Here is a 22,743-nt window from a genome sequence, read left to right as displayed (position 1 = left end):
AAATGGAACAAGAATTATTGAACATGGGAGCTTCTGCATTACGAAAGGCGGCATTGAACCATGAAGCAAAGGAATATATACTCTCCAATGAAATCTTATATAAAACCCTTAAAAAGGCGGCCGACCGCTACATTGGCGGGGAAACACTTGATGAAACCATTCAAAAAGTGAAACTTGAAAACGGAAATGGGTTTAAATGTTCCATTGAGTATATGGGCGAAAACACACTCACCGTGGAAGAAGCCAATGAGGCTACTCATGAATTCCTTAGGATAGTGGATGAAATCAAAAATCAAAAGCTCAATTCTACAGTTTCCCTGGACCTTTCCCATATCGGCTTGGCCGTTTCACACGAGTTATGTTTGAATAACATAAAATCCATAGTGGAAGAGGCTGAAAAGTATAATATTGAAGTTACCATAAGTGCCGAAGGAGTTGAAATAACCGATGCCATTATCGATATCTACAAGACAACAGCACAAACCTATTCAAATGCTTCAATTACCCTGCAGGCTTATTTGCACAGAACACAGGATGATTTTAAAGAGTTGACCCAGGAAAATGGAAGAATACGAATGGTAAAAGGAGCTTTTGAAACCCCAAAACACCTCTCCATTCCAAGAGGGGATGCGTTGGATGAAAGGTATTTGTATTATGTGGATCAGTTATTGTCCCAAAATCACAAGCTCTCTATTGCAACACATCATTCCAAAATTCAACAAGAAGCCATCAAATTGATTCAGCAATACAAACCAGACAACAATCTCTATGAGTTTGAAAGTCTATATGGTATACAAACAGAGCAATTGATGGACTTAAAAGAGCAGGGTTATCCAACCAAATTATACTTCGTATATGGTAAAGAATGGTACCTCTACCTCTGCAACAGAATTGCCGAATATCCGCTTTATCTGTTCCGAGCATTGAATGATATTTTAGCATGAAGGTTTGAGTTGAATGGAAGAATGCTTGTTAAAGAGCAATTATTTTATAGGCTGTTACTTTCTTTAGCAACCAAAACGGAAAACCATATTAGGGTGTTCTAAGTACCTTTAGTACTATGAAAATTTTTATCATTGGGGCTGGAGCGGTAGGAAAAGCACTCGCTGTATCCCTAAACCAAGAGGGTAAAACAGTGGAGTTGATTCGTGGTCATTTGGATGATGGCACTTTGTACAAACAAGGAATTACATTGCAGCTTAAAGGTGGTCCTACCTTGCACGCTGAAATCGCGGTGAGCACATTGAGCACCCATTCTCAATTGAAGGGTATAGTGGTTTTGACCAACAAATCATTTGGGAACAAAGTACTATCCGAAAAACTGGCATCAAAAATTGGAGACTCACCTCTAGTGCTTCTCCAGAATGGACTGGGTGTGGAACAGCCTTTTTTGGAAAAGGATTTTCCAGAGGTCTACCGCTGTGTCCTTTTTATGACCAGTCAGAATAATGGACCAGACACCATAACCTACAAACCAGTGGCCCCATCGCCCATTGGGATGATTCAGCAAAAAAACACTTCTTTAAACAGGATTGTGGAAATCTTGGACAGCCTCAATTTTAGGTTTAGCGCGGAAAAGGACATCCAGCGCATTATCTGGAAAAAGGCCATTGCCAATTGCGTATTCAATTCCATTTGCCCTTTGCTGGAAGTGGATAATGGGATATTTCACAGAGATAAAAATGTGTTGGCCATTGCGCAGCGGGTCATTGCCGAATGTGCTCTGATAGCCAATAAAAAGGGAATAGATTTAGGTACTTCCGAATTGGAAGATCAAGTTTTGATGATCAGTAGAATGTCTGACGGGCAGTTCATTTCCACTCTGCAGGACATCAATAACCATAGAGAGACCGAAATAGATACACTGAATTTTGAGATTTATCGGATGGCTCAGGCCATGAACTTATCACATAAAGTAAAAGAGACACGATTGTTAGGTGAGTTGGTGAAATTGAAATCGGAAATGCACGATAAAAATTGAGAAAGGAATCCGACAAGAATTATTATTCTTAAAGAAAAAGAAACCTTCAAGTTCACCCTTCCTTCGAAACTGTAATTGTAAAAGCTATAGCTCTAGCAACATCCAACTTATGCTATCAAATCAAAGAAGGGTTTCATAGGCTGAAACACCTTATCCATCAATTATCAAAGAGTAACCGTTAAATAAATTCTCAGTTTGACCTTGTAAATCAATTATGATTGTTGTGGTTTGGCCTCAAAAACATAGCAATTGGTCAAACTAAAGGTAGAATGAAAACAGTAAGGGTAAATTTTTTTAAAGTGATACTACTAGTGGTAGCATTTGTAGTTGTCGCTTGTGAAGTTGATGAACTTAAGACCGAATCGGTAGTGACTAAAGGAACAGAGGTTAATGGAGAAAGGGCAGAGCAAACATTGGATTATCAAAAAGAAGAGGGCTTTTCTTGTTTGACAGTTGAACAAGAGCCTTTAAATCCATCCGATTTTGAGAATAGTATACATCTGGGAGAGAAGATTAAAATTCCACAATCCATTGAAATTATGAAAAGCGCATGGGATGTTGTTGCCAGAAATGGTCTTTTTTCTGAAGGAAACAATCCTATAAAAGTTAATCGGCTTTATGTTCGGTTCCTGCCGACCGAAAATCATCAGGTAATGGAATTGGCTAGATACGATGAAAATCTGGACTTGTTTGATTTCCCATTACATTATGAATTTGAACCCACCAAAGCGAGAAACGATTGTTATCGGGACAGGGAGCTTCCGCTCAATACCCCTAGTCCATTATATACGGTAGTGGATGCTGATTATGCATTTCCTTCTTTCATGCCATATGAAATCATCGAAAATCTCTACATGCCAGACGAAGATGCTTCCATTGAAAAGGAGTTAGCGAATTTGTTGGAAGAAGTTGCAGAAAACATTGCGTTGGATATAGACCCATTACAAGGGGTGTTTTCCAAAAATGATAGAGGTTGGGGAGACAAAATCACTTCCAAAGAAAAATGGAGACCAGAAGGTAGGATTCGCATGATAGATTATTCCGAAGGAGAACCTACCGATGGGCAGGCAGTTCCTGTAAAAGGGGTACAAGTATTGGCAAGAAGCGGATTAAAATGGTCGTGGGGCATTACGGATGAATATGGGGAGTTCCGGGTAAAAAAAGAGTTTAAAAACAAGGTTAATTATAGCTTGCGATGGTCAAACCATGAATGGTACATCATAAAGGGTTCCAGTGTCACAAGGGCTTGGCATTTTGGCCCTAAAAGAGAAGGGATTTGGGATGAAGTCATTGACGGCACAATCCAATCCTTTTATGGTATTTTACACAGGGCGGCCTATGATTCTTTCTACGCGGAAAATTATGGGGTTACAAGACCAATGCGAAATAAGCCAGGAAATGACCGAATTTGGATACGAGCCTTCAATAGAGCGAGCAAAGGTAAAAGAAAAGGAGCTGCTGGGTATTTTTATGATGGAGTTCCCCACACCATTGGGATTTATGCAAAGGATAGTGAAGATTGGAGAATTGGTGAGGACTATGATAGGGACCACAATAATCTATTCAAAACTGTAGTACATGAATTTGGCCATGCGTCCCATAGAAACCTTTTTTATATCGACAAAAATCTTAAATGGAATAAAATAGAGCTGATAGTTGCCGAGAGTTGGGCAGAAGGTGTAGGGGTTGAAATGCTTAAGAATCCATACCCTAAGTTGCACAGGTCCTTTGTGAATAGAAAGACTTGTTGGGACTCTAACTATACCTATGTTGTTAAAGATTTACTATATCCCAACGGGATTGAGTCTGGGCTAAATCCTTCAAACCCGTCATACCAACTGAATTTCCCATTGTACCACTTAAAGGAGATTGAAGATGGTATGGGACATACATGGGAGGAGTGGCAAGATAATCTCACGCAAGGGCTAAACAAATTTCCTGCATCTCTTGTGAGAGGAACATTCGACTATTGGGAAACCGCATGTGACTAGTAATTACTATGTAATCATGACTTCAGGGAGTACTGTTTTTTGATTGCAGATTCACCAGCCCAAAAACGGTGATGGATGGAATCACCCACCCCATTTGATATTCGGCCAACGGCAACCATTCCAGATAGAGGTAAGAAGGTAATCCAACACCTAGGCTGCCCACAAAATCTGGGGCACTAAATACAATGGTGGTGATCACTACCCACTTAAAGACCCTTGGTGAAGCCCACTTTTCGGGAAGTACGTTCAATAAAATCAACGCAATGGTAATGGGATAGATGAACATGAGAGCAGGCACGGCCACCGCAATAATGTACCCTACATTGAACTGCCCCATGAGCACACCCAACACACATCCAATGAAGGCCGTAATCCGATAGGCCCAATTGGAATCATTGAATTGTCCTTTTATAAAATCTGAGGTGCCCGTTACAATTCCCACTGCAGTGGTAAAGCAGGCCAAGCTTACCAAAACGCTCAAAAACAGGGTGGCCGTACCTCCCAAAGTTTCGGTGCTGATGCCACTCAAAAGAGCGGTTCGGGTAACGTCCGCCGGAAAGACATCACTGAACAAGGCCCCAGTCAAAATAAGTCCGGAATAAACCAGGAACAATCCCAAACCGGCCCAAAATCCCGCCTTTCGGATGAGGTCTTTTTTAGCTTCGTAACTCGCCGCTTTATCTTTTATATTTATAGAAACGATTATGACCGCCCCTACAACAACGGCACCTATGGCATCAAAGGTTTGGTACCCTTCCAAAATACCATCGCTCAAAGGGTTTTTCATTTCCGAAGTGGAAAAATCGAAATCCATACTAACTATGGCCGTGACCACAATAAGAAATAGAATGATAAGGATACCTGGGGTAAGCGACTTTCCCACCACATCCAAAACTTTGGAGCGGTTGATGACAAACAAATAGACCAGGGCAAAATAAATAACGCTTGTTACTAAAGAGGACGAGTCCCATATAGGTTGAATGGCCATCTCGTGGGTTACCGAAGCCGTTCTGGGCGAAGGCAGGGCAATGGAAATGGCATAGATCAAATAACAATACAACAAACTGAAAGTTGGGGATACCTTTTTGGCAAAATCGAACAAAGTACCCTGTAAACGGGCATGGGCCAAAATGCCCAAGAGCGGAATCAACACACCGGAGAGACAAAACCCCAGTACAACCAACCACCATGAGCTACCTGATTTGAATCCCAATAGAGGAGGAAGGATAAGGTTGCCAGCACCAAAGAAGAGGGAAAAAAGGGCAAACGCAGTAATTGTTAACGTTTTTTTGTTCATAAGATGTTGATAATTATCGTTCAATGTAGTATATTTCGAAAGCGTAGTTCAACGAAAATAATTGACTTTTTGACGATTATAGTGTATTTCATCGAAAAAAAGTAATTGTGAAAATTTAAGCAAAATAAAAAGTTATCAACATTCGTTGACATAGAAAACCATTCACTTAAAACCAAACGTATAACTGAAAATTACTAATTAATCAACACAGCATTTTTATCGATCCCCAAATCGCATGGATGCTCCTCCAAAACACAACCGGCTTATGAAAACTTCTACTCATCACCATGGCAACAAAATTTCTTCATTATTCTGCAACGTTTTTGGCCACCATTATGTGGTTTCCAAAAAAGTGACACAACACATTAAGGAATACAAATGTATCCATTGTCAGAAGGAGGTTACCACAGATGTTAGTGGCAAACTTTCAGTTTTGACTCCTCAAATGCAGGAAATCAACAACACCTTAGAGGACATGTACAGAAAACGAAGGACCAAACTGGTACAGCGCGTAGCGTAACCCTTGTTCCTTTACGAAGTTTTTACGGTTTATCCCGAACTTAAGTAAGTACCTACTGCTATACAGGTCGCGTGCCCCAAGACCATGAAGTGGATACCCTTGAGTTTCGGGATTTTTTGTGCCTATCCATTAAAGGAATTCCAGCCTTGTGCTGTTAGGGGTATCTTGGTTTCAGCGCGGGTTACCAAATGCGCACCTTCACTCTTACCAGTCATGTGGCCAATGACGGTCAAATTGGGATTGGCTTTTATTTTTGGGAAATCCGATTGGTCTATGGTGAACAACAATTCATAGTCCTCACCACCGCCCAAAGCAATCATGGTGCTGTCCATCTGAAACTCCTCGGAAGTTGAAATGACCGTGGGGTCCAATGGAATTTTATCCTCAAATAAATTACAGCCCACATCGCTTTGCTTGCAGAGATGTAGAATTTCTGAAGACAATCCATCACTGATATCGATCATGGAAGTGGGTTTTACCTCCAACTTTTTCAAGAGTTCCACAATGTCTTTGCGGGCCTCAGGTTTTAACTGACGCTCCACAATGTAGGAGTAGGGCTCCAAATCAGGTTGATTTTCTGGGTTCACTTTGAAGACTTCTTTTTCTCGCTCCAACACTTGAAGGCCCAAGTATGCTCCGCCCAAATCCCCGGTAACCACCAAAAGGTCGTTGGCTTTGGCACCATTTCGGTAAACAATATCATTTTCTTCGGCGATCCCCAAAGCAGTAACGCTAATGAGCATCCCCTTGGTGGAAGAGGTGGTGTCACCCCCAACCAAATCCACGTGGTAAAGTTTGCAAGCCAAGGCAACTCCGGCATAAAATTCTTCCAAGGCTTCCAGAGGAAATCTGTTTGAAACGGCGATGGACACGGTAACCTGCGTAGCCATGGCGTTCATGGCGTAAATATCGGAGAGGTTCACCATTACCGATTTATAACCCAAGTGTTTTAGCGGCATGTAGCTGAGGTCAAAATGGACGCCCTCAACCAACATATCGGTGGAAACCACTGTTTTTTTGCCGTTAAAATCCAATATGGCGGCATCATCACCAATTCCCTTAATCGATGAGGCTTGCTGCAATTCAAAGTTCTGGGTAAGGTGTTCAATCAGGCCAAACTCTCCCAATTCTTCCAGTGATGTGCGCTGTGGATTTTTGTCTTCGATCATGGGGCAAAAGTAAACAGGATAATTTTAAATTGTATCTTTAAAAGAAAACAAACGTAACATTGCCATGCTATGGGAATAAAAGCCTTATCGCCACTTTTTGCCATTTTGCTTCTAGCGGGATGCTCAAGTAGTGGTGATTCTGATGGTCCTAGCGACAAAGGCGGAGATGGGGCCGGAATGGAGAATGAAGGTCCGGACATTGGTGATGGGAACATATTTTTGTGGTCTACCCCTTGCGAGGGTGGAGTGGCCAGTATTTACCCATGTCAAGAGTATGACCTGCTTTTTCAGATGCGTCTCAATGCTTTCAACGCAACTGCTGCAAATGATATTTGGGGTTGGACAGACCTTTCAACCGGGAGGGAGTATGCACTCATCGGTTTGGACAATGGAACAGCCTTTGTAGATGTTACCGCTGCCGAAAATCCAGTCTATTTGGGAAAACTTCCAACAGCCACCGAATCCAGTATTTGGCGGGATATCAAAGTTTATAATGACCACGCTTTCATTGTCTCCGAAGCCACAAATCACGGTATGCAGGTGTTCGACCTAAAAAGACTTCGGGATGTTGCTAATCCACCAGAACTCTTTACAGCAGATGCCCGATATACCGGTATTGGAAATGCTCACAATATTGTGATCAATGAAGAAATGGGCTTTGCCTACCCTGTTGGCACGGCCCGAAATGATGCGTATAACGGAGGAGTGCATTTTGTGGATATACAAAATCCGACAAGCCCCACCGGTGTTGGAGGATATGGGGCAAACGGATACACCCATGATGCACAAGTAATTACGTACAATGGTCCGGACACCGACTACACAGGGCATGAAATTTTTATTGGGGCGAATGAGACCCAAATAGCCATTGCAGACATCACAGATAAATCCAACCCCACAGAAATAGGGACACTGGGCTACTCTAATCGGGGCTATACACATCAAGGGTGGTTTACCGAAGACCACCGTTATTACATTTTGGGGGATGAAACCGATGAAATCAGTTTTGGTTTTGATTCCAGAACCTTGGTTTTTGACATGACCGATTTAGATAATCCAGTTTTGCATACAACATATACAGGGCCAACCTCAGCCACAGACCATAATGGCTATGTAAAAGGAAATGACTTTTTCTTGGCCAACTATTCAGCGGGCTTGCGGGTTTTGGACATTACAGGAATTGATTCAGGGACTATTTCTGAAATTGGGTTTTTTGATACTCACCCCTCAAACAATACTCCCGGATTTGATGGGGTTTGGAGTGTCTACCCCTATTTTGAAAGTGGGAAGATTATTGTCAACGACACGGAAGCGGGATTCTTTGTGATTCAAAAATCAAACTAGACCATGAAAAAGATACTGGTTTATTTGATTTTTATGGGTCTTTGGTCATGTTCTGAGGATGATACCTCCCCAGTTCCAGAAATGGAAATCCCTTTTTTAGGAGAAGTAGAATGGATAAAAAGTTTTGGTGGTTCTGGAGAGGAAACAGGCCAGTCCATTATCCAAACAATGGACGGTGGCTATGCCATCTTGGGGTATAGTAACAGTACAGATGGCGATTTGGCTGAAAAAATCTTGGCTGTAAACGATTATTGGCTGTTAAAGTTGGATGCCGAAGGCAATCTACAATGGAGCAAAACCTATGGGGGCACCAAGGACGATCGTGGGCAATCCATAATCCAGACCACTGATGGCGGCTATGTTATTGTGGGATATGCCATGAGTGATGATGGAGATGGAAGCAATAATGAAGGTTTCCATGATAATTGGATTCTTCGTTTGGATGCATCTGGTACTATTTTATGGGAGCGAAGTTTTGGATTTGCAGGACATGATCATTGCTATGATTTGGTTCAGACCTCGGATGGCGGTTTCTTTTTTGCTGGCTTTTTGGATGTGACCTTATCCAATGGCGAGGGTAATTTTGGAAAAGGATCAACATCACATACCCGACACGGGGTTGGAGAATTTTGGGGGACTAAAATCGACTCGGAAGGTAACTTGCAATGGCGCCGTTATTTTGGAGGCACCAACAACGATCGCGCCCATGCTGTGGTACAGGCAGATGATGGCGGATTTGTGATGTCCGGCTTTTCAGAAAGCGATGATTTTGATATTTCAAACACTAAGGGCAGTTACGATTTTTGGGTGGTTAAAATCGATGAGAACGGCACTTTGTTATGGGAAAAATCCTTTGGCGGAACGGGTATTGAGGTTTCCTACGACATCAAAAAAACACCTGATGGAAACTATGCAATTTTGGGACATACCTTCAGCACTGACACCGATGTTTCCAGAAATCACGGTGAGTCTGATGTGTGGCTCATTAAAATTGATGATGACGGAAACCTGCTTTGGGAAAAAACTTTTGGCGGGTCAGAGTTCGATGATGCCAAAGGACTTGATATCACACCTGAAGGCGGTTTTGTAATTGCCGGGAATTCCAAAAGTATGGACGGTGATGCCACTGAAAATAAAGGTGAAAATGATCTCTGGTTCATTAAAACAGATAGCGAAGGAAATCTAACCCATCAAAAATCTTTTGGAGGCTCCGGTTTGGACTTTGGTTTTGACGTTGCGTATAGCGCAGACGGCAGTATTGTTCTGGTTGGAGAAGCGGCCAGTAGTGACTTTTCAAGCATTGCCCCTAAAGGAATGACCGACCTCGTGGTCATTAAACTGAAATAGCCATTTTGTTCCATAGAAAACCCCTATGAACATATTCGTTATTATAATGTTAGGATTCATGGTAAAACCCTACTTATACAGTATATTTGTGGGCTATTTAGAACAAATCCAGTTAAGATGATTAAAGTTTCAGAAACAGCTAAGCAGAAAGTAGTGTCGCTCATGACCGAGGAAGGTTTTGATGCGAGCACAGATTTTGTGCGTGTAGGTGTTAAAAGTGGAGGGTGCAGCGGTTTGTCCTATGAATTGAAATTTGATAAAACAGCTGCTGATTCAGATAAGGTTTTTGAAGATAATGCCGTGCGCATCATTGTAGATAAAAAGAGCTTTTTATACCTAGTGGGCACTACATTGGAATATTCTGGGGGATTGAACGGAAAAGGCTTTGTCTTTAACAACCCCAATGCACAGCGTACCTGCGGTTGTGGGGAGAGTTTTTCATTGTAAAATGAGTTAAAGAGCGAAGCAGCAAAAGGTAAAATTGAAGATGTATAGCTCTTTTGAAGACTTGGAGGTTTACAAAGCAACAGTAAAGTTTACGGCCCAAGTTTATGATTTATTGAAGAAAAGCCCTTTGAAAGAAGATTTTGCGATGGTCGATCAAGTGAGAAGAGCAACCATTTCAATATCAAACAATATTTCTGAGGGATTTGAAAGGGAAACAGACAAAGAGTTGATAAGATTCCTTTATTTCTCTAAAGGTAGTGCCGGAGAAGTTAGAAATCTTTTTAACTTAATGGAAGAGATAAGGTATTTCAACGCTGACGAATTGGGCGATTACAAAAAACAGGTAATCAATATCTCCAAACAGTTGGCAAATTATATCAAGTACATTAAAAAGCGAAGCGAATTTTGACTTTTTAGCTACTTAACTTAAAAGAATTATGGCGTATACTGAGGAAGAATTAAAAAAAGAACTGGAAACCAAGGAATACGAGTATGGTTTCTACACAGATATAGAATCGGACACCTTGCCCAAGGGTCTGAACGAGGACATCGTTATTGCCATTTCCAAAAAGAAGGAAGAACCGGATTGGATGACGGAGTGGCGATTGGAAGCTTTCCGTGAATGGCAGAAAATGGAAGAACCAGAATGGGCGAATGTAAAATACAAGAAGCCCGATTTTCAGGATATCTCCTATTACTCCGCACCCAACAAGAAACCCAAATACAATAGTTTGGACGAGGTGGATCCAGAATTATTGGACACCTTCAAAAAGTTGGGCATCTCTTTGGATGAGCAAAAGAAATTGGCTGGAGTGGCCGTGGACATTGTAATGGATTCCGTTTCCGTGGCTACGACCTTCAAAAAGACCTTGGCGGAAAAGGGTATTATTTTCTGCTCCATTTCTGAAGCGATTCAAGAACACCCAGAGTTGGTGAAGAAATATATCGGCACCGTAGTTCCCAAAAAAGATAATTTTTATGCGGCTTTGAATTCCGCAGTCTTTTCGGATGGCTCTTTCTGCTATATTCCAAAAGGAGTGCGTTGCCCAATGGAACTCTCCACCTACTTCAGAATCAATCAGGCAGGAACTGGTCAGTTCGAGCGAACCTTGGTCATTGCCGAGGAGGGTAGCTACGTAAGTTACTTGGAAGGTTGCACCGCCCCCATGCGCGATGAAAACCAATTGCACGCTGCCGTAGTGGAACTCATCGCCTTGGACAATGCCGAAATAAAATATTCAACAGTCCAAAACTGGTTCCCTGGCGATAAAGAAGGTAAAGGTGGTGTTTTCAATTTTGTGACCAAACGTGGTCTTTGCGAAAAGAACGCCAAAATCTCTTGGACTCAGGTAGAAACCGGTTCGGCCGTTACTTGGAAATACCCTTCATGCATTTTGAAGGGTGACAACTCCATCGGAGAATTTTATTCCATTGCCGTGACCAACAACTTTCAACAAGCGGATACCGGTACCAAGATGGTTCATTTGGGGAAAAACACCCGGAGCACTATCATTTCCAAAGGTATTTCTGCGGGACAATCACAAAACAGCTATCGGGGATTGGTGCAGGTGAACAGTAGGGCAGAAAATGCACGGAACTTTTCACAATGCGACTCCCTTTTGATGGGCAACCGATGTGGCGCCCACACCTTCCCTTATATTGAGGCGAAGAACAAAACAGCTCAGATTGAGCATGAGGCCACGACCAGTAAAATCGGAGAAGATCAAATTTTTTATTGTAACCAACGGGGTATTGATACAGAGAAAGCCATTGCATTGATCGTGAATGGTTTTAGCAAGGAAGTCTTGAACAAACTCCCCATGGAGTTTGCCGTAGAGGCTCAAAAATTATTGGAAATCAGTCTAGAAGGTTCTGTAGGATAGCTTCGACTTCCTGCCCGACCGGCAGGCGGGCGCTCAGCTACCTTTCAAAGGTTGATTGAGCGTAGACGAAATCATATAATTCAAATTAAAGAATACAACTTTTTGAAAATGCTAAAGATTAATAATTTACACGCAAGCGTAGACGATAAAAAAATCCTTAAGGGTATCAACCTTGAGGTCAATGCAGGAGAGGTACACGCCATCATGGGACCCAACGGTTCAGGAAAAAGTACCTTGGCCGAAGTCATTGCCGGAAAGGAAGAATTCGAGATAAAAAAAGGAAACATTTATTTGGAAGGCGAGGATTTGGAAGAGATGGCTCCTGAGGAAAGAGCACACAAAGGCATCTTTCTATCTTTTCAATACCCGGTTGAGATTCCTGGGGTGTCCGTGACCAATTTCATTAAAACGGCGATTAACGAATCCAGGAAAGGACGAGGCATGGAAGATATGCCCGCCAATGAAATGCTGAAATTGATTCGTGAAAAATCCCAATTATTGGACATTGACCGCAAATTTTTGTCCCGTTCCTTGAACGAAGGATTCTCTGGGGGTGAGAAAAAACGAAACGAAATTTTCCAAATGGCCATGATGGAACCCAAACTGGCCATTTTGGATGAGACCGATTCCGGATTGGATATCGACGCTTTGCGTATTGTGGCCAACGGGGTCAATAAATTAAGAGGTAAGGACAACGCAATAATCGTGATTACCCACTATCAGCGTTTGTTGGAATACATCGTTCCAGATTTCGTACACGTATTGCATGATGGTAAAATCGTGAAATCCGGTACCAAGGAATTGGCCTTGGAATTGGAAGAAAAAGGATACGACTGGATAAAGCAGGAGGCTGCGGTATAAAAGAGATATGATTTCAGATATCGGACATCAGATTTTGGAGTACTGAGAACTGACAACTGAGAACTGACAACTGAATAAGAAATGGATTTAAAAGATAAACTACTCTCATCTTTTTTGGCTTTTGAAAACACTATGGATTTGAACCATCCGGTTCATGAAGTACGTTCTGAGGCCATCAAAAATTTTGAGGAAAAAGGGTTTCCCTCCAAAAAAGAGGAAGCTTGGAAATATACATCACTGAACAGCTTGCAAAAAGTGGACTTCAGCATTTTTCCAAAGCAGGAAAACACCTTGGAGTATAAGGACATCAAGAAGTATTTTTTGCATGAGATTGATACCTACAAGATTGTTTTTGTAGATGGGGTATACAGCTCATATCTATCGGAAACAACCCATGATGTGGTTGACATTTGTTTGATGAGTTCTGCGTTCAGCAAACCCATGTTCCGTCCGGTTCTCGATGTTTACTTCAACAAAGCAGCTTCCAAAGATGAGTCGTTGACTACGTTGAACACCGCTTTTTGCAGGGAGGGCGCTTATATCTACATCCCAAAGAACAAAATGCCCAAAAAGCCCATCCAAATTTTGCATTTGGCCACGGGAAATGAGGCCGCACTGATGTTACAGCCCAGAAACCTGATCGTTGCTGAGCAAAATGCGGAAGTGCAAATCATCGAGCGCCACCAAAGTTTAACAGAGAATGAGGTGTTCACCAATTGTGTGACGGAGATTTTTGCAGCCAAAGATGCCATTGTGGACTACTACAAGGTTCAGAATGATAATAACAATGCTTCCTTGGTGGACAACACCTATATTTCACAAAAGGATAGCAGTGTGGTTCGGGTACATACCTTCTCCTTCGGTGGAAAATTGACCCGAAACAATTTGAACTTCTATCAAGATGGGGAACGCATTGATTCTACTTTGAAAGGTGTGACCATTTTAGGTGAAAAACAGCATGTGGACCACCACACTTTGGTACACCATGCCCAACCCAATTGCGAGAGCCATCAAGATTACAAAGGAATTTTTGGGGAACGTTCCACAGGAGTCTTCAATGGAAAAATCGTAGTGGACAAGATTGCCCAGAAAACAGATGCCTTCCAGCAGAACAACAACATTTTGATCAGTGACAAGGCCACAATCAACTCAAAACCCCAATTGGAAATTTTTGCGGATGATGTAAAATGTTCCCACGGATGTACCATTGGTCAGTTGGATGAAGAAGCGTTATTCTACTTAAGGTCAAGGGGAATTCCTAAAAAGGAGGCCACTGCTTTAATGATGTACGCTTTTGCCAACAATGTCTTGGAAAGTGTCCGAATTCCTGAACTAAAGGTGCGTATCAACAAGATTATCGCCGGCAAACTTGGGGTTCGTGTTGGGTTTGAGCTTTAATCACTACAACCCATAATGGGATAACCATGATACAAACCTCACTTGATATAGCCACTATTCGAAAGGATTTTCCCATCCTCAACCGAAAGGTCAATGGGCAACCTTTGGTGTATCTGGACAATGCGGCAACTTCGCAAACGCCACAACAGGTCATAGATGTTATTGTGGACTATTACCAAGGATACAATGCCAACATCCACCGCGGGGTGCACAGCCTTTCCCAAGAAGCTACCGATGCCTATGAAATGGCCCGAAAGAAAATTCAGGAGCATTTCAATATTGCTACACCCAAAGAAGTTATTTTTACTTCGGGTACCACGCATGGCATCAATTTGGTGGCCACTGGTTTTTCTTCCTTTTTAAAAAAGGGGGATGAGGTTATGGTATCCGCCATGGAGCACCATTCCAACATTGTACCGTGGCAAATGTTATGTGAACGTACGGGAGCGAACCTAAAGGTGATTCCCATGAATTTGGATGGCGAGTTGGTGATGGAGGAATACCATAAACTGTTATCCGATAGGACAAAATTGGTGTTCTGCAATCATGTTTCAAATGCTTTGGGCACCATTAACCCCATTGAAGAAATTATTGAGGCAGCCCACAACGTAGACGCTGCCGTTTTGATTGACGGCGCACAGGCCGCTGCCCATATCAAACCCGATTTACAAGCTTTGGATGTGGACTTTTATGTGGTTTCGGCTCATAAAATGTGTGGCCCAACCGGTGTGGGCATATTGTACGGAAAAGAGGAATGGTTGAAGAAATTGCCACCCTATCAAGGAGGGGGAGAAATGATTGCGGAGGTTACTTTTGAAAAGACCACCTATGCCGATCTACCCCATAAGTTTGAAGCGGGAACGCCCAACATTTGCGGAGGAATTGCTTTTGGTGCTGCACTGGATTATATGAACGGCATCGGGTTTGAAGCGCTTACCCAATACGAGGATGAGCTCGTAGCGTACGCGACCCAACAACTCTTGAGTATCGAAGGTCTTAAGATTTACGGTACGGCCCAACGCAAGACTTCGGTGATTTCGTTCAATATAGAAGGAATCCACCCCTATGACATCGGCACCATATTGGACAAATTGGGTATTGCTGTGCGAACGGGTCACCATTGTGCGCAGCCAATCATGGACTTTTACAAAATTCCGGGTACGGTACGGGCCAGTTTCAGTTTTTATAACACAAAAGAAGAAGTGGACAAGTTGGTGGCAGGCGTAAAACGTGCTAAAGGCATGTTGGAATAACCGATTCGTTATCTTTATCTTAAAGACTTGATAAGCACCTTTCCGAGTTGTACTTTTGAAGAAATCTGACGCATGACCATACAAGAAATACAGGAAGAGATTATTGATGAGTTCTCCCTATTCGATGACTGGATGCAGCGCTACGAATACATGATAGAACTGGGTAAATCCCTTCCCTTAATCGAGGAACAATACAAAACCGATGACAACCTCATTAAAGGTTGCCAGAGCAAGGTTTGGGTACATGCCGAGCTGGATGGCGACAAATTGGTGTTCACGGCAGATAGCGATGCCATTATCACCAAAGGAATAATTGCCATTTTGATCAGGGCGTTCAGCAATCAAAAACCGCAGGACATCATCGATGCTGATACAAGCTACATTGATGAAATTGGTTTAAAAGAGCATTTGTCCCCAACCCGCGCCAATGGATTGGTTAGTATGGTAAAGCAACTGAAGTTGTATGCTGTAGCTTACCAAACCCAATTAAACTAACTTTGGTTCAATAGATACAGAATCCGTCACCTCGAGCGCAGTCGAGAGGGCATTAAAAATTTGAAGTTTCAATAAGGTCTCGACTGCGCTAGGCCTGACAATTACACCCATGTTGTATTATTAGGGGAGTATGTTAAACTAAAAAAATGAGCGAAGAAATCACCATAGATACCCAAGACTTGGGAGAAAAAATAGTAAAGGTTCTCAAGACCATTTATGACCCAGAAATTCCTGTGGACATTTATGAGTTGGGCTTGATTTACGATGTATTCGTAAACGAGGAGTATGATGTAAAAATTTTGATGACCCTGACTTCGCCCAATTGTCCAGTTGCAGAAAGCTTGCCTGTGGAGGTAGAGGAAAAGGTAAAATCGTTGGACGAACTCAAGGACGTGGAAGTGGAAATCACCTTTGACCCCCCTTGGACCCAAGAGCTCATGAGTGAGGAGGCGAAGTTGGAACTTGGGCTGTTGTAGTTTTTTTAGATGTCAGAGCTCAGATGTCAGATACAAGAGTTCTAGGTTTACGAATCATTTGAAATATAGAATTTTATAAGGAAGATATCATAACCTCGGATATCTAAAATAGTAAGTACTATTATGGATAAGGGGTTTGAACAGATTATTTCTTGGAAGATAGCTAGAGAGCTCAACAAAGAAATTTATAAGATTACATCTGATACTGGTTTTCAACGTGATTTTGTTTTGCGAGGCCAAATTAGAAGGGCGTCCATTTCCATCTCCTCTAATATTGCAGAAGGGTATGGAAGAAAAACAAATAAAGAGTTCATTTATTTTTTGAATGTGGCCAAAGCATCGTGTTACGAGGTTAAGTCCCAGCTATATTTAGCTTTGGACATTTGTTATATTGACATGGAGTTATTTGATAAAGTTTACCAACTTTGTGATGAAATTTCCAAGACACTTCATGGATTGATAAAGCATTTAGAAAACAAAAAATGATTGATTTTTCAGATATCAACCGTCGGATATCTGATATCAGAAAACTGAAATCTTATGTCTGAAATAATAAACAGAGTAGCCCAAAGCAAACTGGTCACTTTTGATCTAGAGGAATTGTATCCCAAAGGGGAGCGAAAGGTGCTGGATATTAAGGACTGGTTGCATGAAGGCTTTATTTTACGGGAAAAGGAGTTTAGAAACCATGTGGACACCCACGATTGGTCAGAATATCAAGACTGTTATGTAGCCTTACAGTGTTCCACAGATGCCATTGTACCCGGATGGGCGTTCATGTTGGTGGCCTCTCAACTTCAACCCTATGCCAAAAAAGTGGTGGTGGGGAATTTGGAGGATTTGGAGACCGCACTTTACCAAGCTGTTTTGGATACTTTGGATGTTTCCCCCTACGCGGACAAGCCCGTGATCATTAAAGGATGCTCCCACAAACCCGTTCCCCAAAATGCCTACCTTATGGCTATTGAAAAAATACAACCTGTGGCCATGAGTGTCATGTATGGCGAGGCGTGTTCTTCTGTACCGTTGTATAAAAGGAAGTAATTAGAAGTCAGAAGTCCGGTGTCAGTTCGAGCGCAGTCGAGAACCAATTAAGTGAAGGTGAATCTTTATTATTCCGAAATGTCATTTTAGCAGATAGTGGGTAGTGAGAAAAGAGATTCTTCGCTTTTGCCTTTGGCAACCCCTCAGAATGACAGGTAGATTTCAATTGACAATAAACAATTAGCAATGGGCAATAGAGTCATTTCGACATGAGCGCAGCGATTGAGAAATCTCTTTCCAGATGATAGACGATAGAAAATAGACGTGAGACAAGAAAATGACAACTACACCTCAACTACAATGTCCCCATTGTCATTTTGAAGTAGCGTGCGACTGAAAAATCTCATTTTGGGCAAAGGGTAAATGGGTAAGGGATTGGTCACTGGAAATCGAAACTCGCAAAAGAATTCGTGTTCATTTGTGCAATTGGTGTCGGCTCTTTAACTACCTAAATTGTACCTTGCTAGAGATTCTTCGCTTTTGCCTTTGGCAACCCCTCAGAATGACTAACGAACCGTCATTTCGAAATGAGTCCCGATAGCTATCGGGGGGATTGAGAAATCTCTTTCCAGATGATAGACCATAGAAGATAGACGTGAGACAAGAGATATGAGAGGTCCCCATCTGGTTGCTGAGCGTAGCCGAAGCACGTGGGAATAAAAAACCCGACCAAAAGGCCGGGTTCATATCCAAAACTAAATGTTTGGAATTCTTATTTTACAAAAACAGATTTTGCGGTACTATCAGCATCGGATAGTGTTGTGGGTTCACCATTTACCCAAAGAGTTGGCAAAATATCAACCCCATTCGTGACTCCTCCAACAACGTAAACATTGCCATTACCATCCACAACAACAGACCTGGCCTCTGCATCTGAAGAACCATCAGTAAGAGGTGTTGCCGTTCCGTTCACCCAAAGGGTAGCTACATCATTCCCGTTTATTTCCTGATAGCCAGCGACATACACATCCCCGTTGTCGGTTACAAAAACGGAAGAGGTTTTTGCACCGTTGATTCCATCAGAAAGGGACTCTGTTACACCATTTACCCAAAGGGTTGCGACGTATTTATTATTTAAGAATTCGATTTCCTCGCCAACCACATAGACATTATCTTTAACAAAAACGGAATTTGCAGTTGCTGAGCTCGTGTTATCGTTAAGGGGTGTTACAGTTCCGTTCACCCAAAGTGTAGCTCGTCCTACTCCATTTTTTATTTCCACTCCGGCCACATAAACATCTCCATTGTCTGCCACAAAGACAGAGTGTGCGCCAGCGGACAAACTGCTTTCATCACTAAGAATTTGTGCTGTTCCGTTTAACCATAGTGTGGCTACTTCCATATTATTGATGATATCAACTCCAGCAACATAGACATCCCCATTTTCGGTCACAAAAACGGAAAGTGCTTCGCTGTTTAAATTTGCTGACAGTGTTTGCTGCACACCATTTACCCAGAGTACAGCATTCTCAGTTTCATAATCTATTCCTGCTACGTATACATCGCCATTGTCCGTCACAAATATATCATTGGTTTTAGCCCCATCTTCTCCTTGGAATGGCAGACTGGTTTCTTCCCCATTGATCCAAACTGTAGCACCATAGCCAACCACATAGACCGTTGGGTTCACGGTCACGGTAAGCGAGGCAGAAGCATTATCCACGGTTACGGTAATGGTGGCTGTACCTGCACCTACGGCGGTCACATTACCTTGTTGGTCCACGGTGGCCACGGTCTCATCATCTGAGCTCCATACGGGGTCGCCCGTTTGTTCCACGTCCGCCTCCAAGGTGGCAATGGTAATTTGGGCAGACCCTCCAGAGGAGAGTTCCAGCGCATCATTGTCCAAGATGAGGGAGGTCACGGGGCCATCGGCCACGGTAACGGTGGCACTGGCCGAGACGCCCGCCACGGTAGCGGTAATGGTGGTGGTGCCCACGGCCAAGGGGGTCACCAACCCGTTTTGGTCCACGGTGGCCACGCTGGTATCGCTACTGGTCCATGAAATGGTGTTGCCGCCAATGTCGGAGGTTACGCTAAGGGATTGCGCATATTGCGCAAAGGGGTATAGGGTAAGTGTACTGTTGTCCAACACCACCTCTATAGCAGACTCGGTGGTCACGGTAAAGCTGTTGCCCGTTGTGGTCTTTCCACCCACGGTAACGCTAACGGCCCCCGTAGTGGCCCCTTGGGGCACGGTGGCGGTAATCTGTGTTGCGGAGGCGCTGGTCACTGTAGCGGTAGCTGCACCTATCTTTACAGTATTGGCGGCAGCAGTAGCGCCAAAATCCGTACCGTTAATGGTGATCAAGGTGCCCACGGGCCCCGATGTTGGGGTAAACCCAGTGATTTTGGGCGCTCCTTCTTCAGGAGTGGAGGGGCCGTCGTCCTTGGAGCAGGATAAGAAACCGATGACCAAGGCGACAAAAAGAGAAGTCAAAAAGACAATTTTTTTCATGATTGTAATTTTATAAGTTAGGGTGGCAAGAACGTGGAAAAACAAGGAAGGAAAGGGGGGCAATTTACGGATGCCCTGTTTGGGTTGACGGATAAGGTGTTGACAATCAGAGGGTGCAAGTGAGAAGTCAGAGGTCGGAAGTCAGATGTCAGCAGTCAGATGTCAGTTCGAGCCTGCCTTTGTCGGCAGACAGGCGCAGTCGAGAACCAATTAAGTGAAGGTGAATCTTTGTTGTTTCGAAATGTCATTTTAGCAGATAGTCGGAAGTTGGAAGTCAGAAGGTGAAAAGGGATTCTTCGCTTTTGCCTGTGGCAACCGCTCAGAATGACAGGGAGATTTCAATTGACAATAAACAATTAGCAATGGGCAATAGAGTCATTTCGACATGAGCGCAGCGATTGAGAAATCTCTTTCCAGATGATAGACGATAGAAAATAGACGTGAGATAAGAAAATGACAACTACACCTCAACTACATTGTCTCCATTGTCATTTTGAAGGAGCTTGCGACTGAAAAATCTCATTTTGGGTGAAGGGTAAATGGTGAAGGGCGGGGGGACCTAAGATTATTACTCGCAAAAGACATTCGTGTTCATTTGCGCAATTGGTGTCGGCTCTTTAACGACCTAAATTATACCTTGCTAGAGATTCTTCGCTTTTGCTTTTGGCAACCCCTCAGGATGACAAACAAACCGTCATTTCGAAATGAGTCCCGATAGCCATCGGGACGATTGAGAAATCTCATTTTTAGACAATAGATTATAGAAGATAGACGTGATACAAGAGACATGAGATTTCCACTGGGTGCTGAGTGTCCCGGGTGCTGAGCGGAGTCGAAGCACAACAGGACAGGGAGCCGAAGTACGTGGAACAGAATCCCGCATGGTTACTGAGCGTAGCCGAAGCACGCGGGAATGGATTCCCACTTTCGTGGGAACATGGAAAACCCGACCAAAAGGCCGGGCCTTATTTAAAATTACCGGTTTGCTCTATTTTACAAAAATAGATTCTCCAAAACCTGAAAACCCAAGGGGGGTGAATTCACCATTGATCCAAAATGTGGCCTGCTCAGTTCCGTTTTCAACCCGATAACCGGACAAATAGATATCTGTTCCATGCACAAATACCGATCTTACAGAGGTTGAACCAAAGGTTGTAGCCGAACCATTGGTCCATAATGTTGCTAAATTTACTAGAACTTGGGAGGACGTTTGTGTCCCGCCTACATAGATATCAGTCCCATTTCCGGTCACGGAATTCGCCAAGCCCAAATTTACATTGGTAAGGGTTGTGGCTTGATTGTTTTCCCATAAGGTTGCTTTAGAACCGCCAAAATCTTGCATGCCAGCCACATAAACATTGCCATTGTTCACATATACGGAATGCGCTTCCGCATCGAAAGAACCATCGCTTAAGTCAATTTCCTCATCATTTTTCCACAGCTTGGCCACCTTGATTCCGTTGAGGAACTGGGTTCCTGCCACATAAACGTCATCTCCATCAACATAAACCTCAAAACCATCCGCACTGCTGGTGCCGTCTGACAAAACGTTGGCCACTTGGTTTCGCCATAACATTGCATTTCGTACCCCATTGCCAACCTGGTATCCGGTAACAAAGGTTATCCCATTGTCGTTGACAAAAACGGAATAGGCTAGTGCCCCATCCCCGTTTCCATCAGAAAGCACAATTGGGGGGTTATCATTTTTCCATAGCAGTGCGGTTCGCACTCCATTGATAAAGGCATACCCGGCCACATATACATTGTTATCCTTATCTACGAAAACAGAAGTGGCCTGAGCATTACTGGAACCATCGGTTAGTGGTGTTGCTACACCATTTTTCCATAGCACGGCTACATCGTTGTTTCCAGAAAGGTCATAACCGGCAATATATACATTGGGGTTCACGGTCACAGTGGTCGTAGCAGAGACATTGCCTAAGGTGGCCGTAATCATGGCAGTACCCGCATTTAGGGCGGTTATATTGCCTTCATCATCCACCGTTGCCACAGTCTCGTTGTTTGATGCCCATGTCACGGAAAGTTCTTCGGCATTGGTTGTGGTAGGGGTTAGCACAGCCATTTCGCCGGTATAAAGTTCCACAGACTCTAGGTCCAGTGTAATAGTTGGCGAAGGTTTTGTCACATTAATTGTGATTTGCGCAGAACGGCCTACAATGCCATCAAACGCTCTAACGATGATGGTGTGTTGTTTTGCTACATCATAATCAAGCGTCTTGGCTATGAGCAGACTTAGGTCTCCAGAGGGGGTTATTTCAAAAAGTCCACCTTCATCCTCTTTAATGCTGAAGGTAATTTTATCCTCATCTACTTCATCTGTAGCGGTCACTGTTCCGATGATATAGGTGTCCGAAACATCTTCTTCAACACTAAAACTTTGATCTTTGATTACTGGGGCGGTGTTTACATAAATGGAATCTGGTTCGTTGGGCTCGCAGGACCATAATAGGATCATAGCAATAGCTCCAAATAACATATTTCTAGTTTTCATCTTTGTTTACTATTTTGATTTAAACATTGCAAGATGCTTCATTGTTAGGTTAACTAAGGAGGTGATCTTACCTATGCCCTTTTTGGGTTGATGGATGGCCAATTAGTGATAGAAAATGTAGGCGATAGTCGGAAGTCAGAAGTCAGTGGTCAGAGAAAGAGATTCTTCGCTTTTGCCTTTGGCAACCACTCAAAATGACAAACGAACCGTCATTTCGAAATGAGCGTAGCGATTGAGAAATCTCTTTTCAGAGAATAGACGATAAAC

At 43.0% G+C, this 22,743-nt stretch carries 20 protein-coding genes; 16 read left to right on the top strand and 4 right to left on the bottom strand.

What is annotated here, in order from left to right; all coding sequences use genetic code 11:
* Positions 1 to 2: 2 nt before the first annotated feature.
* The 3 genes from ACFOWS_RS15795 to ACFOWS_RS15785 all read left to right on the top strand — a co-directional run bounded on the left by ACFOWS_RS15795 (position 3) and on the right by ACFOWS_RS15785 (position 3,972).
* Positions 3 to 944 (top strand): proline dehydrogenase family protein, encoded by a 942-nt coding sequence (locus ACFOWS_RS15795; protein ID WP_379766598.1) that lies wholly within the window; start codon positions 3 to 5, stop codon positions 942 to 944.
* Between the two features lie 116 nt (positions 945 to 1,060).
* Positions 1,061 to 1,981, top strand: a complete 921-nt coding sequence (locus tag ACFOWS_RS15790; RefSeq protein ID WP_379766595.1) for a ketopantoate reductase family protein — start codon at positions 1,061 to 1,063, stop codon at positions 1,979 to 1,981.
* Between the two features lie 269 nt (positions 1,982 to 2,250).
* Entirely contained in the window at positions 2,251 to 3,972 is a 1,722-nt protein-coding gene (locus ACFOWS_RS15785) for a hypothetical protein (protein WP_379766592.1), read from the top strand.
* A 22-nt stretch (positions 3,973 to 3,994) separates the two neighbouring features.
* Here ACFOWS_RS15785 and brnQ read toward each other — a convergent pair whose 3' ends face one another.
* Positions 3,995 to 5,269, bottom strand: coding sequence for a branched-chain amino acid transport system II carrier protein (brnQ, locus tag ACFOWS_RS15780; protein WP_379766589.1), 1,275 nt, complete (start codon positions 5,267 to 5,269; stop codon positions 3,995 to 3,997).
* 265 nt (positions 5,270 to 5,534) lie between these two features.
* Here brnQ and ACFOWS_RS15775 point away from each other — a divergent pair, with 265 nt between their 5' ends.
* The gene (locus ACFOWS_RS15775) at positions 5,535 to 5,789 is read left to right on the top strand and encodes a hypothetical protein (protein WP_366586127.1); all 255 of its coding nucleotides are present in this window, start codon (positions 5,535 to 5,537) and stop codon (positions 5,787 to 5,789) included.
* 122 nt (positions 5,790 to 5,911) lie between these two features.
* On the opposite strand, the gene thiL is transcribed toward ACFOWS_RS15775, so the two are convergent.
* Positions 5,912 to 6,958 (bottom strand): thiamine-phosphate kinase, encoded by a 1,047-nt coding sequence (thiL, locus tag ACFOWS_RS15770; protein WP_379766585.1) that lies wholly within the window; start codon positions 6,956 to 6,958, stop codon positions 5,912 to 5,914.
* Positions 6,959 to 7,027: 69 nt separating this feature from the next.
* Between thiL and ACFOWS_RS15765 the strand changes: the two genes are divergently transcribed.
* The 12 genes from ACFOWS_RS15765 to ACFOWS_RS15710 all read left to right on the top strand — a co-directional run bounded on the left by ACFOWS_RS15765 (position 7,028) and on the right by ACFOWS_RS15710 (position 17,506).
* Positions 7,028 to 8,302: a choice-of-anchor B family protein gene (locus ACFOWS_RS15765; RefSeq protein WP_379766582.1), complete on the top strand. Its 1,275-nt coding sequence runs from the start codon at positions 7,028 to 7,030 to the stop codon at positions 8,300 to 8,302.
* 3 nt (positions 8,303 to 8,305) lie between these two features.
* Entirely contained in the window at positions 8,306 to 9,649 is a 1,344-nt protein-coding gene (locus ACFOWS_RS15760; RefSeq protein ID WP_379766579.1) for a hypothetical protein, read from the top strand.
* Positions 9,650 to 9,766: 117 nt separating this feature from the next.
* A complete protein-coding gene (locus tag ACFOWS_RS15755; protein WP_207095928.1) occupies positions 9,767 to 10,096 on the top strand; it encodes a HesB/IscA family protein in 330 nt (109 codons plus the stop codon).
* A gap of 40 nt (positions 10,097 to 10,136) precedes the next feature.
* On the top strand, positions 10,137 to 10,505 hold the full coding sequence (locus ACFOWS_RS15750; protein WP_379767054.1) for a four helix bundle protein: 369 nt from the start codon (positions 10,137 to 10,139) through the stop codon (positions 10,503 to 10,505).
* 28 nt (positions 10,506 to 10,533) lie between these two features.
* A complete protein-coding gene (gene sufB, locus ACFOWS_RS15745; protein ID WP_379766576.1) occupies positions 10,534 to 11,979 on the top strand; it encodes a Fe-S cluster assembly protein SufB in 1,446 nt (481 codons plus the stop codon).
* A 108-nt stretch (positions 11,980 to 12,087) separates the two neighbouring features.
* Positions 12,088 to 12,840 (top strand): Fe-S cluster assembly ATPase SufC, encoded by a 753-nt coding sequence (sufC, locus tag ACFOWS_RS15740; RefSeq protein WP_379766573.1) that lies wholly within the window; start codon positions 12,088 to 12,090, stop codon positions 12,838 to 12,840.
* 81 nt (positions 12,841 to 12,921) lie between these two features.
* Positions 12,922 to 14,238 (top strand): Fe-S cluster assembly protein SufD, encoded by a 1,317-nt coding sequence (gene sufD, locus ACFOWS_RS15735; protein ID WP_379766570.1) that lies wholly within the window; start codon positions 12,922 to 12,924, stop codon positions 14,236 to 14,238.
* A 26-nt stretch (positions 14,239 to 14,264) separates the two neighbouring features.
* Positions 14,265 to 15,491: an aminotransferase class V-fold PLP-dependent enzyme gene (locus ACFOWS_RS15730; RefSeq protein WP_379766567.1), complete on the top strand. Its 1,227-nt coding sequence runs from the start codon at positions 14,265 to 14,267 to the stop codon at positions 15,489 to 15,491.
* A 72-nt stretch (positions 15,492 to 15,563) separates the two neighbouring features.
* On the top strand, positions 15,564 to 15,986 hold the full coding sequence (locus ACFOWS_RS15725; protein WP_366586145.1) for a SufE family protein: 423 nt from the start codon (positions 15,564 to 15,566) through the stop codon (positions 15,984 to 15,986).
* A 146-nt stretch (positions 15,987 to 16,132) separates the two neighbouring features.
* Complete coding sequence (locus ACFOWS_RS15720) at positions 16,133 to 16,462, top strand: iron-sulfur cluster assembly protein (RefSeq protein WP_379766564.1); 330 nt, start codon at positions 16,133 to 16,135, stop codon at positions 16,460 to 16,462.
* Positions 16,463 to 16,585: 123 nt separating this feature from the next.
* The gene (locus ACFOWS_RS15715; protein ID WP_379766561.1) at positions 16,586 to 16,948 is read left to right on the top strand and encodes a four helix bundle protein; all 363 of its coding nucleotides are present in this window, start codon (positions 16,586 to 16,588) and stop codon (positions 16,946 to 16,948) included.
* Positions 16,949 to 17,002: 54 nt separating this feature from the next.
* Positions 17,003 to 17,506, top strand: a complete 504-nt coding sequence (locus ACFOWS_RS15710) for a DUF2480 family protein (protein WP_379766558.1) — start codon at positions 17,003 to 17,005, stop codon at positions 17,504 to 17,506.
* Between the two features lie 712 nt (positions 17,507 to 18,218).
* On the opposite strand, the gene ACFOWS_RS15705 is transcribed toward ACFOWS_RS15710, so the two are convergent.
* Together ACFOWS_RS15705 and ACFOWS_RS15700 are read right to left on the bottom strand one after the other, a co-directional pair.
* Complete coding sequence (locus ACFOWS_RS15705; RefSeq protein ID WP_379766555.1) at positions 18,219 to 19,964, bottom strand: Ig-like domain-containing protein; 1,746 nt, start codon at positions 19,962 to 19,964, stop codon at positions 18,219 to 18,221.
* 988 nt (positions 19,965 to 20,952) lie between these two features.
* Complete coding sequence (locus ACFOWS_RS15700; RefSeq protein WP_379766552.1) at positions 20,953 to 22,476, bottom strand: Ig-like domain-containing protein; 1,524 nt, start codon at positions 22,474 to 22,476, stop codon at positions 20,953 to 20,955.
* Between the last annotated feature and the right edge of the window lie 267 nt (positions 22,477 to 22,743).

It is taken from the genome of Flagellimonas marina, from assembly GCF_042651185.1.
Taxonomy (GTDB): Bacteria; Bacteroidota; Bacteroidia; order Flavobacteriales; family Flavobacteriaceae; genus Flagellimonas; species Flagellimonas marina.
The sequence above is the reverse complement of the archived record's forward strand: the minus strand, read 5'-3'. Positions and strand labels throughout refer to the sequence as shown.

What these genes read in the sequence shown, in the direction of transcription:
- ACFOWS_RS15795 (WP_379766598.1), top strand. Translation starts at nt 3, where the DNA reads ATGGAACAAGAATTATTGAACATGGGAGCTTCTGCATTACGAAAGGCG.
- ACFOWS_RS15790 (WP_379766595.1), top strand. Translation starts at nt 1,061, where the DNA reads ATGAAAATTTTTATCATTGGGGCTGGAGCGGTAGGAAAAGCACTCGCT.
- ACFOWS_RS15785 (WP_379766592.1), top strand. Translation starts at nt 2,251, where the DNA reads ATGAAAACAGTAAGGGTAAATTTTTTTAAAGTGATACTACTAGTGGTA.
- brnQ (WP_379766589.1), bottom strand. Translation starts at nt 5,269, where the DNA reads ATGAACAAAAAAACGTTAACAATTACTGCGTTTGCCCTTTTTTCCCTC.
- ACFOWS_RS15775 (WP_366586127.1), top strand. Translation starts at nt 5,535, where the DNA reads ATGAAAACTTCTACTCATCACCATGGCAACAAAATTTCTTCATTATTC.
- thiL (WP_379766585.1), bottom strand. Translation starts at nt 6,958, where the DNA reads ATGATCGAAGACAAAAATCCACAGCGCACATCACTGGAAGAATTGGGA.
- ACFOWS_RS15765 (WP_379766582.1), top strand. Translation starts at nt 7,028, where the DNA reads ATGGGAATAAAAGCCTTATCGCCACTTTTTGCCATTTTGCTTCTAGCG.
- ACFOWS_RS15760 (WP_379766579.1), top strand. Translation starts at nt 8,306, where the DNA reads ATGAAAAAGATACTGGTTTATTTGATTTTTATGGGTCTTTGGTCATGT.
- ACFOWS_RS15755 (WP_207095928.1), top strand. Translation starts at nt 9,767, where the DNA reads ATGATTAAAGTTTCAGAAACAGCTAAGCAGAAAGTAGTGTCGCTCATG.
- ACFOWS_RS15750 (WP_379767054.1), top strand. Translation starts at nt 10,137, where the DNA reads ATGTATAGCTCTTTTGAAGACTTGGAGGTTTACAAAGCAACAGTAAAG.
- sufB (WP_379766576.1), top strand. Translation starts at nt 10,534, where the DNA reads ATGGCGTATACTGAGGAAGAATTAAAAAAAGAACTGGAAACCAAGGAA.
- sufC (WP_379766573.1), top strand. Translation starts at nt 12,088, where the DNA reads ATGCTAAAGATTAATAATTTACACGCAAGCGTAGACGATAAAAAAATC.
- sufD (WP_379766570.1), top strand. Translation starts at nt 12,922, where the DNA reads ATGGATTTAAAAGATAAACTACTCTCATCTTTTTTGGCTTTTGAAAAC.
- ACFOWS_RS15730 (WP_379766567.1), top strand. Translation starts at nt 14,265, where the DNA reads ATGATACAAACCTCACTTGATATAGCCACTATTCGAAAGGATTTTCCC.
- ACFOWS_RS15725 (WP_366586145.1), top strand. Translation starts at nt 15,564, where the DNA reads ATGACCATACAAGAAATACAGGAAGAGATTATTGATGAGTTCTCCCTA.
- ACFOWS_RS15720 (WP_379766564.1), top strand. Translation starts at nt 16,133, where the DNA reads ATGAGCGAAGAAATCACCATAGATACCCAAGACTTGGGAGAAAAAATA.
- ACFOWS_RS15715 (WP_379766561.1), top strand. Translation starts at nt 16,586, where the DNA reads ATGGATAAGGGGTTTGAACAGATTATTTCTTGGAAGATAGCTAGAGAG.
- ACFOWS_RS15710 (WP_379766558.1), top strand. Translation starts at nt 17,003, where the DNA reads ATGTCTGAAATAATAAACAGAGTAGCCCAAAGCAAACTGGTCACTTTT.
- ACFOWS_RS15705 (WP_379766555.1), bottom strand. Translation starts at nt 19,964, where the DNA reads ATGAAAAAAATTGTCTTTTTGACTTCTCTTTTTGTCGCCTTGGTCATC.
- ACFOWS_RS15700 (WP_379766552.1), bottom strand. Translation starts at nt 22,476, where the DNA reads ATGAAAACTAGAAATATGTTATTTGGAGCTATTGCTATGATCCTATTA.